The 16,439-nt window shown below is 35.5% G+C and carries 11 protein-coding genes and 1 tRNA gene; 4 read left to right on the plus strand and 8 right to left on the minus strand.

All coding sequences use genetic code 11. The features are described from left to right. The 7 genes from VB798_RS16860 to VB798_RS16890 form a co-directional block, all read right to left on the minus strand. Positions 1-894, minus strand: coding sequence for a Fic family protein (locus VB798_RS16860; protein WP_323260433.1), 894 nt, complete (start codon positions 892-894; stop codon positions 1-3). A gap of 175 nt (positions 895-1,069) precedes the next feature. After that, positions 1,070-1,141: transfer RNA gene (locus VB798_RS16865), tRNA-Arg, on the minus strand. Between the two features lie 28 nt (positions 1,142-1,169). Beyond that, positions 1,170-1,889: an RluA family pseudouridine synthase gene (locus VB798_RS16870; RefSeq protein ID WP_323260435.1), complete on the minus strand. Its 720-nt coding sequence runs from the start codon at positions 1,887-1,889 to the stop codon at positions 1,170-1,172. A gap of 53 nt (positions 1,890-1,942) precedes the next feature. Further along, positions 1,943-2,827: a PPK2 family polyphosphate kinase gene (locus VB798_RS16875; protein WP_323260437.1), complete on the minus strand. Its 885-nt coding sequence runs from the start codon at positions 2,825-2,827 to the stop codon at positions 1,943-1,945. A gap of 430 nt (positions 2,828-3,257) precedes the next feature. Beyond that, positions 3,258-6,095 carry an excinuclease ABC subunit UvrA gene (gene uvrA / locus VB798_RS16880; protein ID WP_323260439.1) on the minus strand — a complete coding sequence of 946 codons (2,838 nt, stop codon included), beginning with the start codon at positions 6,093-6,095 and terminating at the stop codon, positions 3,258-3,260. A 192-nt stretch (positions 6,096-6,287) separates the two neighbouring features. Next, entirely contained in the window at positions 6,288-7,568 is a 1,281-nt protein-coding gene (locus VB798_RS16885) for a hemolysin family protein (RefSeq protein WP_323260441.1), read from the minus strand. A gap of 233 nt (positions 7,569-7,801) precedes the next feature. Next, positions 7,802-10,612 (minus strand): M16 family metallopeptidase, encoded by a 2,811-nt coding sequence (locus VB798_RS16890; RefSeq protein WP_323260443.1) that lies wholly within the window; start codon positions 10,610-10,612, stop codon positions 7,802-7,804. Positions 10,613-10,811: 199 nt separating this feature from the next. Here VB798_RS16890 and VB798_RS16895 point away from each other — a divergent pair, with 199 nt between their 5' ends. Beyond that, positions 10,812-12,188 (plus strand): ethanolamine ammonia-lyase subunit EutB, encoded by a 1,377-nt coding sequence (locus tag VB798_RS16895; RefSeq protein WP_323260446.1) that lies wholly within the window; start codon positions 10,812-10,814, stop codon positions 12,186-12,188. Between the two features lie 115 nt (positions 12,189-12,303). Here the strand turns inward: VB798_RS16895 and VB798_RS16900 are convergent, their stop codons facing one another. Continuing rightward, positions 12,304-13,008 (minus strand): hypothetical protein, encoded by a 705-nt coding sequence (locus tag VB798_RS16900; protein ID WP_323260448.1) that lies wholly within the window; start codon positions 13,006-13,008, stop codon positions 12,304-12,306. A gap of 519 nt (positions 13,009-13,527) precedes the next feature. Here VB798_RS16900 and VB798_RS16905 point away from each other — a divergent pair. From VB798_RS16905 to VB798_RS16915, 3 genes are read left to right on the plus strand one after another with little or no spacing between them, the layout of a single operon-like run. Beyond that, positions 13,528-14,694: a toll/interleukin-1 receptor domain-containing protein gene (locus tag VB798_RS16905; RefSeq protein ID WP_323260449.1), complete on the plus strand. Its 1,167-nt coding sequence runs from the start codon at positions 13,528-13,530 to the stop codon at positions 14,692-14,694. A 3-nt stretch (positions 14,695-14,697) separates the two neighbouring features. Then, positions 14,698-15,663: a hypothetical protein gene (locus tag VB798_RS16910; protein ID WP_323260451.1), complete on the plus strand. Its 966-nt coding sequence runs from the start codon at positions 14,698-14,700 to the stop codon at positions 15,661-15,663. Positions 15,664-15,677: 14 nt separating this feature from the next. Continuing rightward, on the plus strand, positions 15,678-16,439 hold the full coding sequence (locus tag VB798_RS16915) for a toll/interleukin-1 receptor domain-containing protein (RefSeq protein ID WP_323260453.1): 762 nt from the start codon (positions 15,678-15,680) through the stop codon (positions 16,437-16,439).

Below are 16,439 nucleotides of genomic sequence, written 5' to 3' on the forward strand. Positions count from 1 at the left end.
CTACTCGAATGCTATTTCAAAATACTGAAGAATAGTCTTGTAATTATCCTGAGCGGTAAAACAATTATCCAACAGATATTCTTTTATATGATCCCATTCTTGCAAACCTCTGTAATAGAAATACTTTAGGTCTTCATCTATTATAAACGGTACAATATTATTGGCAAGGCATTCTTTAAACATAATCAACCGACCAACACGTCCGTTGCCATCTTGAAAAGGATGAATAACTTCAAACTGATAATGAAAGTCGATAATATCTTTAAAAGTTTTCTTTTCGATGTTGTGATAAGAAGAAAGTAGTTCTTTCATTTTTGCAGCAACCTCTTTAGGTGGACAAGTTTCATTACCACCAACTTCGTTTGGTAATTTTTTGTATTCGCCAACGTTAAACCAATCTTTTCTACTATCAGAAGTCCCTGATTTTAAAAGAAAATGTAACTCTTTAATGAAAGGTTCAGCTAGTTTGACTTTTGCCTTTTCAATGATTAAATCAATACAGCGAAAGTGGTTGGTGGTTTCTATGATGTCATCAACATTTATACTTTCTTGGGATGCACCAATAGTATTGGTTTCGAAAATATATCTGGTTTGGTCGTGTGTCAGCTTACTTCCTTCAATACGATTTGAATTATAGGTCAAGTCAATCTGTGTACGATGGTAAATACCACCTTTGAGCTTCATGTCCTTTTGCTCTTTGAGGTGGTTGAGTAAGGGATTGTTACTAAACTTCTTCTTATTCCCTTTTTCGGGGATGGTAGCATCATTTGGAATATTCCAAGTTTTACCTGTCAAGAAAGCACCTTGAATTCTTCCTGTAGCACAGTAATTCCGGACAGTTCTTTCTGGAATACTCCATCTTTTTGCGAATTCACTTACTGAAATATAATTCATAATTTCTCTTATATATACCGTTATCGGCAAATATACAACAAATAAACATCCTTCCTTGGACTAATCTTGCCGATAACGGCAATAATATGCTATATTAAAACTTTCGTACAAAATGTCCTAACAAAAAACAAAACCCCTAACATTTTAAATGCTAAGGGTTTGTTCTGATTATTTGTGGCCCCGGAAGGAATCGAACCTTCATCTTAGGTACCGGAAACCTACATTCTATCCATTGAACTACGGAGCCGAGAGCCTTGAATTGGATGGGCGCAAAATTACGAAAACTTCTCTAACTGCTTTACCAAAACCTCAAAATCTTTAGGATATGGCGCTTCTACTGCGATAACCTCTTCATTCAATAATTTAAAGGTCAAAGAACGAGAGTGAAGTGCTACTCTTTTCATCAAAGGCAATTCGTCGGTATCTTTTTTCAGATTAAATTTTCTTTTTAAATCAGACAAGTAAATAAACTCTCCGCCATACGTTGGGTCACAAACAATTGGTGCTTTCAAACACACCAAGTGAATTCTAATTTGGTGCATTCTGCCCGTTATAGGCATACATTCTACCAAAGTGTGGTTACGATATACTTTGATAGTATTGAAGATTGTTTCAGCCTCTTTTCCCTTCTGGCGGTCAATCATTACTTGTGTTCCATCTCTTTTCTGAGCGATGGGCAAATAGACTGAAATCATTTCAAAATCATGTGCACCATTTACTACAGCATGATAGCGTTTTTCTACCTGACGGTGCTCGAATTGCATAGCCAAATGGCGATATGCTGCTGGATTTTTAGCAATTGCTAAAGCACCAGAAGTTTCTTTATCCAAACGGTGAGCCAACTGGGCATCATCCGAATACTCTTTCGCTAAACGAAGAATACTCTGTGAATTATCAGCCTGACGTTCGTCTAATGAAGCAATGTATGGAGGTTTGTTGATAATAATATAATCGTCGTTCTCAAATATAATTAAGTCCTTGAAATTCAGTCGCATGATAATCTTTTTGTCTTTAAGCCTGCAATTTACCAAAATAGTTTCACATTAGCTTATTCATTTTGTTGCTCGATTACCTTGATGAGTTGTAGCAAAGTAGCTTGGCGAGCCTCATCTGCTTCTGGATACTCCATCTCTAAAGCCTTGATATGGTGTAAAATAATAGTACTGACAATCAATCGCATATTCTTTTTATCGTCTGCTGGCACAACATACCAAGGAGCATGTTTGGCTGCGGTTTGATTCACCACCTCTTCGTAAGCCTCTTGGTAATCATTCCAAAACTCACGTTCTTTTACATCTCCCTCTTCAAATTTCCAGTTTTTAGTTGGGTCTTTTATGCGTTCAATCAAGCGTTCAGCCTGTACTTTTTTTGATAAATTCAGAAAGAATTTTAACACAACCGTACCATTTCTATTCAAGTACTTTTCATAATTACGAATATCTTCATAACGATGCTCCCATACTTTATCTAAATCTTTAGTAAATTCTAAAGGAAGTTTTTCACTTTTTAATAAAATCTCAGGATGTACTTTTACCACCAATAGCTCTTCATAATACGAACGATTATGAAAAACCATTTTTCCTCTCTCAGGCATTTTTACCATATTTCTCCACATAAAATCATGGTCTAATTCTTCCTGAGTTGGTCTTTTAAAGCTATGTACAGAAATGCCCGCAGGATTAATTCCCGAAAGTACCGCACGCACAGTTCCATCCTTCCCTGCCGCATCCGAAGCTTGAATAATCATCAACATCGCATAACGGTTATCAGCATACATCAAACTTTGGCGTTTATCAATTACTTCTTTAATCTCCGCCATCATCAACTCATACTCCTCAGCTGATTCATAAAAATCTTTAACTTTGGTATCCGAGTTTTTGATTTTAAACTTCTTTTCGCCGTTGTACTCAAAATCCTTGATGTCTATTTTCATGATTGTTTTTTGGGGAGAGTTAATATCTTGCTTTCGCCTTGGGTTGTGTCTTCACAGTCCGCCACCACACAAACGACAGCAATGTTTTTCAAACAGGATAAACTATACAATAAATGTCTTCAATATCTTTAAAGTTTATTCTATTCTCACTTTTCAATTCATCTAAACATTCATAAAAGAGTTCTTCGTTTTTATAGAAATCATTGCTTACATATTGGAGAGATTCATATAAAATTCCAATTGTAACTTTTTTATAGTTTACTAATAGCCTGTCAATGATGGCATCTTTCATTTTATTTTTTATAAGTATAGCTCTATCGTTGAACATATTTATTAAAATTATTTTACAATTAATGTCAGTTTCACTATTCATAAAACTGTGGGCTGTGAAGACACAGCCCACGGCAAAGATTTAAACTCACCTCCTCACTCAAACCAACTCATCTTTCAAAAATCTAGCCGTATGGCTTCCTTTTACTTTGGCTACTTGCTCGGGTGTGCCTTCGGCAATGATTTGACCACCTTTTTGTCCACCTTCTGGACCAACATCTATGATATGGTCTGACACTTTTATTACATCTAAATTATGCTCGATAATCAACACGGTATTGCCTTTATCTGCCAAACGGTCGAGTACTTCCATTAAAGCTTTTATATCTTGAAAATGTAAACCCGTAGTGGGTTCATCCAAAATATACATGGTTTTGCCTGTATCTCTTTTTGAAAGTTCTTCGGCTAATTTTACTCTTTGTGCCTCGCCACCCGAAAGTGTCGTCGCTTGCTGACCAATTGTAATGTAGCCCAAACCTACTTCTTTCAACATTTGTACTTTTCGGGCAATTTTTGGCTGATTTTCAAAGTATTCTACGGCTTGTTCTACGGTCATGTCCAATACGTCTGCAATGGATTTTCCTTTGAAACGTACTTCTAAAGTCTCACGATTGAAACGTTTTCCTTTACAAGTTTCGCAAGCTACGTGTACGTCTGGCAAAAATTCCATTTCGATTTTCTTCATGCCTGCTCCTTCACAATCTTCGCAGCGTCCGCCTTTTACGTTAAAACTAAAACGTCCAGCTTTGTAGCCTCTGATTTTTGACTCTGGCAATTCGGCAAAAAGTGTACGAATGTCTGTAAACATTCCTGTATAAGTAGCAGGATTTGAACGTGGTGTTCTACCAATTGGCGACTGGTCCACTTCTATTACTTTATCCAAATGCTCTAAACCTTCTACCGATTTATGAGGCATTGGTTCACGTTTAGCATTGAAAAAATGACGATTCAAAATCGGGTACATGGTATCATGAATCAAAGAAGATTTCCCCGAACCACTTACACCCGTTACCGAAATCATTTTCCCAAGTGGCAATTTCAGCGTAACATTTTTTAAATTATTTCCTGTTGCTCCTTTGATTATCAAGAAATTACCATTTCCTTTTCTGCGTTGTTTGGGTACTTCTATCCCAATTTCTCCACTCAAGAATTTCGCCGTTGTTGAATTATTCTTTAAAAATTCTTCGGGCGTTCCTTGTCCAACAATCGAACCACCATGACGACCCGCTCCCGGCCCAATATCCACCACATAATCAGAAGCCAACATCATGTCTTTATCGTGTTCAACTACTAAAATTGAACTGCCCAAATCTCGTAAATCTTTCAAGGCTTGAATCAATTTTACATTGTCTCGCTGATGCAAACCAATACTTGGCTCGTCCATGATGTACAAAACGTTGGTCAATTGCGTACCGATTTGCGTTGCTAAACGAATACGCTGTGCTTCGCCACCCGACAATGTTCTTAATGAACGATTGAGCGTTAAGTACTCCAATCCAATACCTGTTAAGAAACCAATTCTTTTTCTGATTTCTTTCAAAATCTCTTTGGCAATTACATTTTGGCGTTCGTTCATGCGGTCTTCTAAACCTACAAACCATTCCGCCAATTCAGCGATGTCTAATTCTGCTAATTGAGCAATATTTTTTTTGTCAATCTTAAAATGAAGAGATTCTTTTTTCAAACGTAATCCCTTACAATCTGGACAAGTATTCACGACCATAAAGTCTTTTAACCACTCTTGAATTTTCTCTGAACCTGTTTCTTGCTGACGTTTCAAGAAAACAATAATGCCTTCGTACTTGGTATTCCAATCTGTTCCTTCGTATTTTTTTGAAGGAACTGGCACGGGTTCATCTGTGCCATACAACATAATTTTGATGGCTTCTTCTGGAAATTTCTCCAAGGGAGTCGTCAGATTTACTTTGTATGGTTTCAGTAATACTTCTAATTGCTTGAAAATCCACATATCACGGTACTCGCCCAAAGGTGCAATTGCTCCTTTGCTGATACTGAGTGTTTTATCGGGCAGAATAGATTCCTCTGTAATTTCTTCTACTTTTCCCAAACCTTGGCAACTCGGACACCAGCCATAAGGCGAGTTAAACGAGAAATTATTCGGCGAAGGTTCGTCGTAAGAAATTCCTGAAATTGGGTCCATCAAGTACTTTGAAAAATTTCGTACTTCTCCTTTTTCATCACGAGTCATCATCAAACCTTTGCCTTGATTCAAGGCAGTTTGAACGGATTGCGACAAACGAAAACGTTCTTCGGTTTTTACTACAATTCTATCCACTACAATTTCAATATCGTGAATCTTAAAGCGGTCGAGTTGCATTTTAGGCTGAATGTCCATCACTACACCATCGACTCTAACTTTGGTATAACCCAATTTGGCAATTTGCACGAAGAGTTCACGGTAATGTCCTTTTCTACCTTTTACAACTGGAGCGAGCAAAATCAACTTCTGATTTTGATAATCTTGCAAGATTACTTCAATGATTTGGTCGATAGACTGCTTAATCATTCTTTCGCCCGTTACGTAGCTAAACGCCTCCGCCGCACGAGCAAACAATAAACGCATGAAATCGTAAATTTCCGTAACCGTACCAACCGTAGAGCGAGGGTTTTTAGAAGTAGTTTTTTGTTCAATAGAAATTACGGGCGAAAGTCCATTGATTTTATCCACATCGGGGCGTTCCATATTCCCCAAAAAGCTACGAGCATAAGCCGAAAAGCTTTCCATATAACGTCGCTGCCCTTCGGCATAAATGGTATCAAAAGCCAAAGATGACTTTCCAGAGCCAGAAATTCCAGTGAAGACTACAAGTTTATTGCGAGGAATGATTAAATCAATATTTTTAAGGTTATGTTCTCTTGCACCGAGAATCTCAATTTGTTCGTAACCTGTAATATCAGATTTTGTATGATTGGGCATGGATAAATTTCAAGTTTGTGAGTAAGCAAATGAAACAGTCTTCATTTTAACAACAAAGTATCTTATAAAGTTACCAAAAAAGACCGCTATTCAATAAAGATTATTGCTTGGTTTTATGAATAAAAGAAGAATTAGTTTTGGCAGATTATTACCAAAACTACAATTTTAAAGAGATGTCTAGCTATTCTGTATCTACTCTGTATCTACATTATTTTTTACCAAAACCTTATCCAACTTAGCTCCATCCATATCAATAATTTCAAAAATAAGATTTTGCCAAACGATGGTGTCGCCTTGTCGTGGTATTTGTCCAAGCTCATTCAAAAGCAATCCTGCCAAAGTATTAAAAGGATATTCGCTGATGTATTCGCTCAGTTCAAAATATTGAAGAAAATCAGCTAATGGATATTGTCCATCGACTAACCAAGTACCATCTGCACGCTGGTCGAGGCGATAACCTTCATGGTCGAAATCGGAAACATTTCCTACCAAAGCTTCCAGTAAATCATTCAACGTAACAATTCCTTGCGTTTGTCCGTATTCGTCAATCACGATGCCGTAATGAACTCTACTATCTTTAAAACGTTGCAGAGCCTGATAAGCCGAAGCAGTTTCCATGATAAACTGTGGCGCTTGTAAGTAAGATTGTAAATTAAAATCCGCCTGACTAAGTGGTAAAAACAAGTCTTTCAACCTAGCAATGCCAATGATATGGTCTTTGTCTTTATCATAAACTGGATACAGTGAATGCAGTTCTTCGCTAATTACTTCAACAATTTTCTCGACAGAATAGGATGCTTTAATAAAAACCAAATCATTACGGTGCGTCATCAAAGACGAAACTTTTCTATCGCCCAAACTAAAAACTCTGCCTACAATATCTTGTTCAATTTCGTGTACTTCACCGCTGTCTGCACCTTCCTGAACAATTGCCTTAATCTCTTCTTCGGTTACTTTACTATCGGTAGAAGGCTTGATATTCAGAATTTTAATCAGCAAATCAGAAGAAAAAGTAAGCAACCAAACAAAAGGAGCAGTAAGGGTAGAAATCATATTCATCGGACGAGCAACGGCTTTGGCGATAAATTCTGGATTGGTTAATCCGATTCTTTTCGGTACTAATTCACCAAAAACTAAAGAGAAATAAGTAATTAACAATACCACAATCGCAACTGCGATGCTATGCTGATAAGGTACAAGTAAAGCAAAGCGAGCTACAAAAGCTTCAATATCATTGGTTACTTTTTCTCCGCTGTAAATACCCGTTAAAATACCAATTAAAGTAATCCCGATTTGAACGGTAGAAAAGAATCTATTGGGGTCATTGGCAATTTCTAAAGCGATTTTTGCATTACTATCTCCTTTTTTGGCAGAAGCATCCAAGCGAGCTTTTCGTGAGGAAACCAATGCTATTTCGGACATCGAAAAAATACCATTGATTAATATTAAAACAAATATGATGAAGAGTTCCATAATTGGGGAAAGTAGGCTCAAGGCATGTCCTTCAAGACTACCTGTGGTATATATCCTTCTAATTTAAAGATTAAAAGACAAATTTATGCGGAATGTGGTAAATATCGGTTGATTCCTTTTATGAAATACTTTTTCTTCTCACATTAATTCATTGAATAAGTTTGCATCTATAAAATAATAAGGCTTGAAAACATAAAGTTCCCAAGCCTTATTTCTTATTAAAAATCTTAATCTTACTTCTTTTCTGGCAATAAAATTACTTTAATCTGATTGTCAGCAAAGTACTTTTTAGCTGCCGTTTTGGTACTTTCTACGGTTACTTTTTTCAAGGCTTCTTCTTCTTTCAAAATGTATTTTACATCATCGCCTTCTTGGTATTGAGATTGTAAATAATTTACCCAAAAACCATTATCACGCAATTGTGTTTCTGTTTGGCGTTTAGTTTCTGCTTTGAATTTATCAATATCTGTTTGCTCAGCTCCTTTTTCTTTAACTTTTTGAATTTCAGCCAAAGTACGGTTTACCAATTTATCAACATTTTCTGGTGCACAACCAAACGCAATGCGGAAAGTGTAACGTTTCGCTGGAATTTTAGCAGTACTTCCACTAACGCCAACACCATAAACACCCGATTCTTCTTCTCTGAGGGTTTCAATCAATTTAATTTCTAATACTTCCGATAAAGCTTCTACTTGTGTTTCGCTTTCGGTTGTACCGTCAAAATCACCAGCCCAAACCAATGTTACTCTTGCTTTTGGTTCTGTGCCTTTGTAAACTGTTTTTTCAATTTTCCCTTTCGGTGAACGAATTCCTAAATCTTTATACGTTTCCTTGCGTTTTGTTGATGGCAAAGCACCTAAGTATTTTTCAAGTAAAGGTTTAATTTCGTCATTTTTGAAATTTCCGACAAAGAAGAATGTGAAATCGGAAGCATCAGCAAAGCGTTCTTTATAAATTTGGAAAGCACGATTAGCATCTATTTTCTCTACCCTTTCGCTCGTCATTGGTAAATTTCTCGGCGCATAATTACTTAAAATAGCATTGAGCGAATCTCCATATACTTTTTCTGGTGTCAAAGTTTTTTGCTGACTAATCAAATTATCCCGTTGATTTGCTAAAAAGCCTTTCACCACATCGGCATCAAAACGTGGTTGTGTGAAGTAACTGTACAACATTTGTAAAGCCGTTTCAAAATCTTTTGGACTACTTGAACCTGTGATATTTTCACTTATTCCTGTAATATATGGACTAATTCTGGCTACTTTTCCCGTCATCATTTTACGAAGATTTACGGTTGAAAATTCGCCTAAACCACTAATTGAAGCAATTGTAGAGGCTACTCTTGCATTGTCAGCATCTTTGTCTCCGTACAAATTAGTTCCGCCAAAACTATATCCACCAATCAAGATTTCATCATTTTTAAAATCTGTTGGTTTCAAAACAGCTTTTACGCCATTCGCAAAAGTAAACTCTGTAAGCCCTACTTCTGGAATTTGTTTCGTAGCAATTACTTTAGAACCTGTTGGTAATTTCGCAATCAAAGGTTTGTCAACCGTTTGGTCAACATAAGCTGTTACGTCTTTTCCAGTTCCATTCAACCATTCTCTGATTTGTGCTTCTGTAGGCAAAGTAGCTTTGTCTTTTTCTGGAGCCATCAAAATCACCGCACGGTTATCTTCTGTAATTAATAAATTCCCCAAAGCATTTACTTCTTCAAGCTTTACGCCTTCTAAATATTGCTTGGTAAATTCATAGCTAAATTCTGTTGAAGTAAGATTCTCATCTTCCAAGAAAGCTCCCACCAAACCTTCAATCAATCCTTCTGAATCAGTTTTATCTTTTTCTTTAAAAGCTTGTTCTTGTCCAACCATATATTGTGTTTTAGCTCTTTGTAATTCAGAAGCAGTAAACCCAAATTTCTTCGCACGAGCAACTTCTTCCAAAATCGCTTTCAAGCCTTTTTCAATATTTCCACCTTTTGCGACAACCACCGAGTTGAAAGCATCCAAATTACCCAAGAAACCGCCATAACCCGCATAACCAAATTGGAAAGGAGGATCTGCTTTTTGGGTAAGCTCCTGAATACGAGCCGAAAGCATTTGATTGAACAATGAACGAACCATTCCATCACGACGGTCTTGATAAGTAACGTCTTTGCGTTTTTCTTGTTTGTGCATAATCTGCACAATCGTATTAGGTTGTTCTGGGTCAGTAATGATAGCTACGTCTGTTCCGCCAGTAAGTTCAATTCTATATTTTGTTCTTGGTTTTTCGTTGGCAGGGTTCTGAATACCGCTAAATTTTTCGATTATCATTTTCTCGACCATCGCTACATCTACATCACCCACTACAGCAACTGCTTCTAAATTTGGTCGATAAAAATCTTGATGAAATTGTTTTAAAACATCGTATTTGAAATTCTTCAAGATGTCATCTTTACCAATCGGCAAGCGTTTGGCATATTGCGAATTTTTAAGAATAATCGGAAAAAACTTATCACGCATACGTGCTTGCGCTCCTTTTCCAGTACGAGATTCTTCCAAAACTACTCCTCTTTCTTTATCAATTTCCGACGCTTCAAGGGTTGCATTATGCGCCCAATCTTCCAAAATTTGCATTCCTTTTTTGAATACTTCAATAGAATCTGTCGGAACGGGCAACATATAAACCGTTTCATCGAAACCAGTATAAGCATTCAAATCTGCTCCAAAACGAACACCCGATTTTTGAAGAAAATTAACTAATTCATTCTTCGGGAAATTTTTCGTTCCGTTAAAATTCATGTGTTCCATGAAGTGCGCCAAGCCTTGCTGTTCATCATTTTCCAAAATAGAACCCGCTTTTACCATTAAACGCAATTGAGCCCTATTCTTAGGTTCAGCGTTTTTCATGATATAATACTTAAGTCCATTTGGAAGGATTCCCGTTTTTACTTTAGGATCCATTGGTAGAAGTTTTTTGCTCAAATCTTCTTGAGCCATCACCGAAAAGCCTGAGATAAAACTCAGCGCAACCACGGCAATAAGGGTAGTAACTTTTTTCATGATAAAGAGGACTCTCTGACCCCACCGAGAGGAAGTTTGTTTAAGTTTGTTGTATCTTGGGGTTATGCTATTGCAGATACAAAAGTAGATTGAATAAATAAAAATACAAGATAATATTACTAGTGTAAATAACGGGTATGAAGGAAAGAAAATTATAGCTAAAAAACTGTTTCTTTGTATAAGTAAATAACAATTCATCATGTATCAAACCAACATCCGAAACCGAAACTATCATTTCCCCAACCTAAAAACCTTGATGGCAAAGGCTAGTCCATTGCGTTCTGGCGATGAATTGGCTGGTGTGGCAGCAAGTACTGCTGAGGAAAGAGTAGCAGCACAAATGGCTTTGGCGGATGTTCCTTTAAAAACCTTTCTTACAGAACATCTCATTCCTTACGAAGAAGATGAAATTACTCGCTTGATTATTGATACGCATGATGAAAAAGCATTTACACTAATCAGTCATTTAACCGTTGGTGATTTTAGGAATTTTTTATTAGAAGAAAGCACCGATACACTTACGCTTAAAGCTTTACAAAAAGGTTTAACACCCGAAATGGTAGCAGCAGTAAGTAAGTTAATGCGTATCCAAGATTTGGTAACTGTTGCCTCAAAATGTGAAGTAATTACCCGATTTCGCAACACAATTGGCTTGAAAGGACATTTTTCTACTCGCCTTCAACCCAATCATCCCACAGATGATTTTAAAGGAATTGCCGCTAGTATGATTGACGGGCTTTTCTATGGAAGTGGCGATGCTGTAATTGGTATAAATCCTGCAACTGATAATGTTCCAACCGTTATTCGTTTACTTGAAATGTTGGATGCTGTTCGTCAACGATTTGACATTCCTATGCAATCTTGCATTTTGAGCCATATTACCACAACGATAAAAGCCATTGAACAAAATGCACCCGTCGATTTAGTATTTCAATCCATTGGCGGAACAGAAGCTACGAATACTTCTTTTGGTGTAAACCTGAATATTTTACAAGAAGGTTATGAAGCGGGACTTTCCTTAAAAAGAGGAATTGTAGGAAATAATCTGATGTATTTTGAAACGGGACAAGGAAGTTCACTTTCCGCCAACGCTCATCACGGACTCGACCAACAAACTTGTGAAACCCGTGCTTATGCTGTGGCAAGGCATTTTAATCCTTTGTTGGTAAATACTGTTGTGGGCTTTATTGGTCCAGAGTATTTGTATAATGGCAAACAGATTATCAGAGCAGGTTTAGAAGACCATTTTTGTGGAAAACTCTTAGGTCTACCGATGGGCGTAGATGTTTGTTACACCAACCATGCCGAAGCCGACCAAGATGATATGGATACTTTGCTTACTTTGTTGGCAACGGCAGGCTGTAATTTTATCATGGGCGTTCCCGGAGCAGACGATGTAATGCTTCATTATCAAAGTACTTCTTTTCATGATGCACTTTATGTAAGACATTTATTAGGCTTACGCCCCGCCCCAGAGTTTGAAGCATGGCTAATGAAAATGAATATTTTTGACGGGAAAATGAGGTTGAAGATGGGGAATCAGCAACTACTAAATGTAATGTTTAGATTAGAGTAATAGATGCTTGGAAATAAAAAGTTCTTGTCAATATTCATAAAAAAGCCACCAATAACATTGATGGCTTTTAAAACTTACAGGATGTTCAACCCTTATTGTCAACCGTAATATGTAATCACACCTTCAAACCTTTCACTAATTTGTATTCAACTGAGGCTACACCATATTGACTTTTTACAGATTCTTTGATGCGTTGGGTAACTTCAGACAACTTTTCATAATAAGTATTACGGAGGTCAGATACTGTTTTCAATGAACCAAGCGTAGTGGCAACATTGATATTAGCCGTGTTGATTGCTTCAAGCTTGGCTTGTAAAGTAATCAACTTTACGTTTTCATTGGCAGGATTATAAGCAGTTCCTAAACTGACTAAAATACTGATTAAATCTGAAAAATTCTGGGTTTTGCTTCCATAAGAAAGCTCTGACTGACTTATGGTATTAACATTTTCTCCTTCTTTTGCTTTTGGACTATTCTTCCCTCTAATTTTCTCGGCAATGGCAGAAATATCAGATACCTCTTTGGCATTTTTTCCTAATGTAGCCCTAACTGTAGCCAAAATTGGACTAATCAGTTTGGCGACGGAGTTTGTTTCGTTAGCAAATAATTTAAGCCTTGTTTCTACTGCGGCAGAGTAGTTGGCTCGCTGGGTAATAACCTTAGTGTTTTCGGTTTTAGTGGAAGCAATTAGGGCATCATAAGCCTCAATCGTAATTTCGGATGTTGGAGCAATATAACCTGTAAAACCTTTTAAGTGTGTTGAAATGGTGATTGCGTTAGCAAGTTTAGCACCGAAGGTAGCCTCTGTTGTTGTTGCCATTGGTAGAATGATTTAAAGGTGGAAATATTAATTTATCTATACATAAAGTTAACAAAAGAGCAAATTACTTCTACCGATTATAGCATTTTTATTTGATAAACAACTGATAATTATTCAATTATATAAATGAAGAAGGCATACCACTAAATATTATTGTCATATCACTAAATTGAATCATCACATATAAAGATTCAATCGACATATCACTAAATGAAATCCTCATATCACAAGATGTAATTCATATATCACTAAATAAAAGCCTTGTATCACAAGATGTAATTGATATATCACTAAATGAAATCTTCGTATCACTAGATGCAATTGACATATCACTAGATTAAAACTCCTTTTAATGTTTTTATAAAGCCTTGATATACATTGCCTTTACCGTATAATAAAATTAAGAACTTCTTTGAGTTTTTGTTTTTTTATTTCATTAACTTAGAATTGTTTGAACACAAATAATCAATTTGTATCCAACGAATATCTAAGTTTAGTTATAATAAAACAGCCCACACAATGTATTCTTCTCCCCTATCCATATATGTCTTATGGCATCCTAATTTTAGTGATGGCGTTTTTTTTGCTAATAAAATCTATCAAAACTTCAACAGAGATACTGATTATGTATTAAGTAGAAACTTAAATATCCCTGTGTTTTATAGAAATAAGGCTAATAAAAACAATGAAATCCTTTCTATTAATTTTCAAGAGTCAGATAAAAATGCTATTGTTTTATTAATTGACGATAATATGTTTAATGATGCTATTTGGGAAGAATATGTATCAAATATTCTTCCGAATTTAGACGATAATAATCGTATTTATCCTATTGTACTATCTTCTGTCTCTAATTATTTTTTGGAAGAGAATAATTTTTCCCGTTTCCAAAGTATCAATTTGATGAAAACTAATAATTTAGATAAACAATGGGAAATACTTAAAAGTAGGTTGTTACATGATATTACCAGAATGATGTTGGACCTTCAATCTGTCAATGACGTAGTAAACACAAACACCACAATTACACCAAGACCACCCGTAAAGCTTTTTTTGAGTCATGCCAAAGCAGATGGAGAAGAATTAGCAATTAGTTTCAAGAATTACATTGAAAACAATTTAAAAGCAAATACCTTTTTTGATACCAATGATATAGCAGATGGATATGATTTCTCTGATGAAATCAATCGTAATATTGATAAAAATACTGCTATGATAGTCTTTCTTACGGATGCTTATTCTACAAGAGAATGGTGTCAGATTGAAGTATCTACTGCCAAAAGGAAAAAGTGTCCTATCGTTGTTGTTCATCATATACAAAAACAAGAAAGAAGAAGTTTTCCTTATTTAGGCAATGTCCCCACCATCAAATGGAATGGAAGTTTTAATGATATTATAGATTTAGCAATTATCCAAGTATTGGTAAACCTCTTTGCTCAAAAGTTTTTAGAAAAACATATCGCTCTTTATGATTTAGAAAAAAAATATCATTGTCATATTCTAAGTAATCCTCCAGAGCTGTTTAATTACCTTGATATTTTAAAACTTCGTCAAGAAAATACCGATAAGCCTGTCTTGGTTTTATATCCTGACCCACCATTAGGTAATGAGGAACTAAAGATTCTTAATGAGGTAAATAATGACATCAATTTTGTAACACCATCACACTCATTCCAATATTTATAAAATATGGAAACTAACATAGATAAGCAAGAAATCAATATTACTGGGGTTTCAACGCAATTGTTGGAAATGATTGAGACAGATTTAAACACGCTTAGTCCAAACAATACAGCCCTAAATCGAAAAAAAATAGCCTTCTCTATTTCAGATTCTGAGGATTTAGAAGAACTCGGAATGTCATCATTACATTTACAAGACTCTATTATTGAATTGACAAGACACTTATTAGTACAAGGAGCAACAATTGTATATGGTGGAGATTTAAGAGAAAATGGCTTTTTAGAAAAATTTTTAGAATTATCTTTTCAATATCGAGTAAAAGACGACGCTCAATATTCCCCTTTCATTAACTATTTTGCATATCCAATTTATTGTCCACTTACTTTAGAACAAGAAGTGAAATTTAAGAAAAACAGAGTGAGGATTGTAAAGGTTAAACCAGATGCCCTATTTTTACTTGATGAAAAAGATTATCAATTTGTTGCTCCTGATACCATTGAGAATACTTTTTTATGGGCAAAAAATTTAACTAAAATGCGTAGAGAAAAGAATCTTAATAGTGATGCTCTAATATTAATGGGTGGCAAATTAGGAGGTTTTAAAGGTTGTTATGCAGGAATAATAGAGGAGGCTTACGAGGGCTTTAAAACCCAAAAGCCAATTTATTTAATAGGAATGTTTGGTGGAGCAACACGTTGTTTAATACAAACTATTACCCAAAAGACGGCATTAATTACAAGCGAACATAAAGATTATTTTTCTGAAAAGTACAAGGCTTTACAACATCTCTATCAAGAAAAAGACCCTTCAAATGTTCCTTCAATTGAATCAATAAATGCTTTCTTTCAAAATCTATCATGGAAAGACCTTCATAATGGACTTTCAGAAGAGGAAAATCTAAGACTATTTCAAACGAATCATCTGATGGAAGCCATATATTTGGTGATGAAGGGGCTTAGAAATTGTCTATAAATCAGTTATAAACTATGAACAATTACAGTTTTTTTGACCGCCTAAAAATAAAACTTTTTGGTTGGGATTACTTTATTTCATATCGTAGAGCGGATGCTTATGGGTATATGAAATCATTGGAATCCAGCCTATACAGCAGAGGGATTTATTGCTTTGTAGATGAATCTGAGATTCTTCCCGGCAATGCTTTGCCCAGAGAGATTAAAACAGGACTTAAGCGAAGCCGTAAAATGATTTTAATTGCTTCTCCACAAGCGGCAGAACCTTTAAGTATTAGGAATACAGATTGGATTGATGAAGAAATAACAACATTTTCCAAAAATATCATTGCCATTAATATCAATGAATCCTTGGCAAAGTTTAAAAATCCTAAAATTTCTAAAAATGACAGTTTTGTTTATATTCCCGAAACACTTGAAAATCTTAGAGGCTCTAAACCCTCCAATGTAGTGATTGAAGATATTGTTAGGGAACGTAATTTTAATAGTGTTAACAAAAACATGACTACTTTGGGATTGGTAATTTGTATGATGCTGACTATTATTAGTATTGTTGGTTGGAATCTTTATAATGATGAACAAATATCCAAAGAAAAAGTATTGATAAGAGAAATTAACGATGCTATTTCTAAAGCAGAAGTTTTTAAAAATATTGGATTTCCTCATTACATAGACTCTTTACAAAATAATATTCATTTAAGGGCTGATTATCAAAGCTTCAAAAATACAGATTCTGTTCAATTCAAAATGAAAAAACTATCAGCTTTAGCAAAGTAA

It is taken from the genome of Arcicella lustrica (assembly GCF_034930985.1).
GTDB lineage: Bacteria > Bacteroidota > Bacteroidia > Cytophagales > Spirosomataceae > Arcicella > Arcicella lustrica.

Coding starts and splice junctions, on each gene's coding strand:
- VB798_RS16860 (WP_323260433.1), bottom strand. CDS start 894: ATGAATTATATTTCAGTAAGTGAATTCGCAAAAAGATGGAGTATTCCA.
- VB798_RS16870 (WP_323260435.1), bottom strand. CDS start 1,889: ATGCGACTGAATTTCAAGGACTTAATTATATTTGAGAACGACGATTAT.
- VB798_RS16875 (WP_323260437.1), bottom strand. CDS start 2,827: ATGAAAATAGACATCAAGGATTTTGAGTACAACGGCGAAAAGAAGTTT.
- uvrA (WP_323260439.1), bottom strand. CDS start 6,095: ATGCCCAATCATACAAAATCTGATATTACAGGTTACGAACAAATTGAG.
- VB798_RS16885 (WP_323260441.1), bottom strand. CDS start 7,568: ATGGAACTCTTCATCATATTTGTTTTAATATTAATCAATGGTATTTTT.
- VB798_RS16890 (WP_323260443.1), bottom strand. CDS start 10,612: ATGAAAAAAGTTACTACCCTTATTGCCGTGGTTGCGCTGAGTTTTATC.
- VB798_RS16895 (WP_323260446.1), top strand. CDS start 10,812: ATGTATCAAACCAACATCCGAAACCGAAACTATCATTTCCCCAACCTA.
- VB798_RS16900 (WP_323260448.1), bottom strand. CDS start 13,008: ATGGCAACAACAACAGAGGCTACCTTCGGTGCTAAACTTGCTAACGCA.
- VB798_RS16905 (WP_323260449.1), top strand. CDS start 13,528: ATGTATTCTTCTCCCCTATCCATATATGTCTTATGGCATCCTAATTTT.
- VB798_RS16910 (WP_323260451.1), top strand. CDS start 14,698: ATGGAAACTAACATAGATAAGCAAGAAATCAATATTACTGGGGTTTCA.
- VB798_RS16915 (WP_323260453.1), top strand. CDS start 15,678: ATGAACAATTACAGTTTTTTTGACCGCCTAAAAATAAAACTTTTTGGT.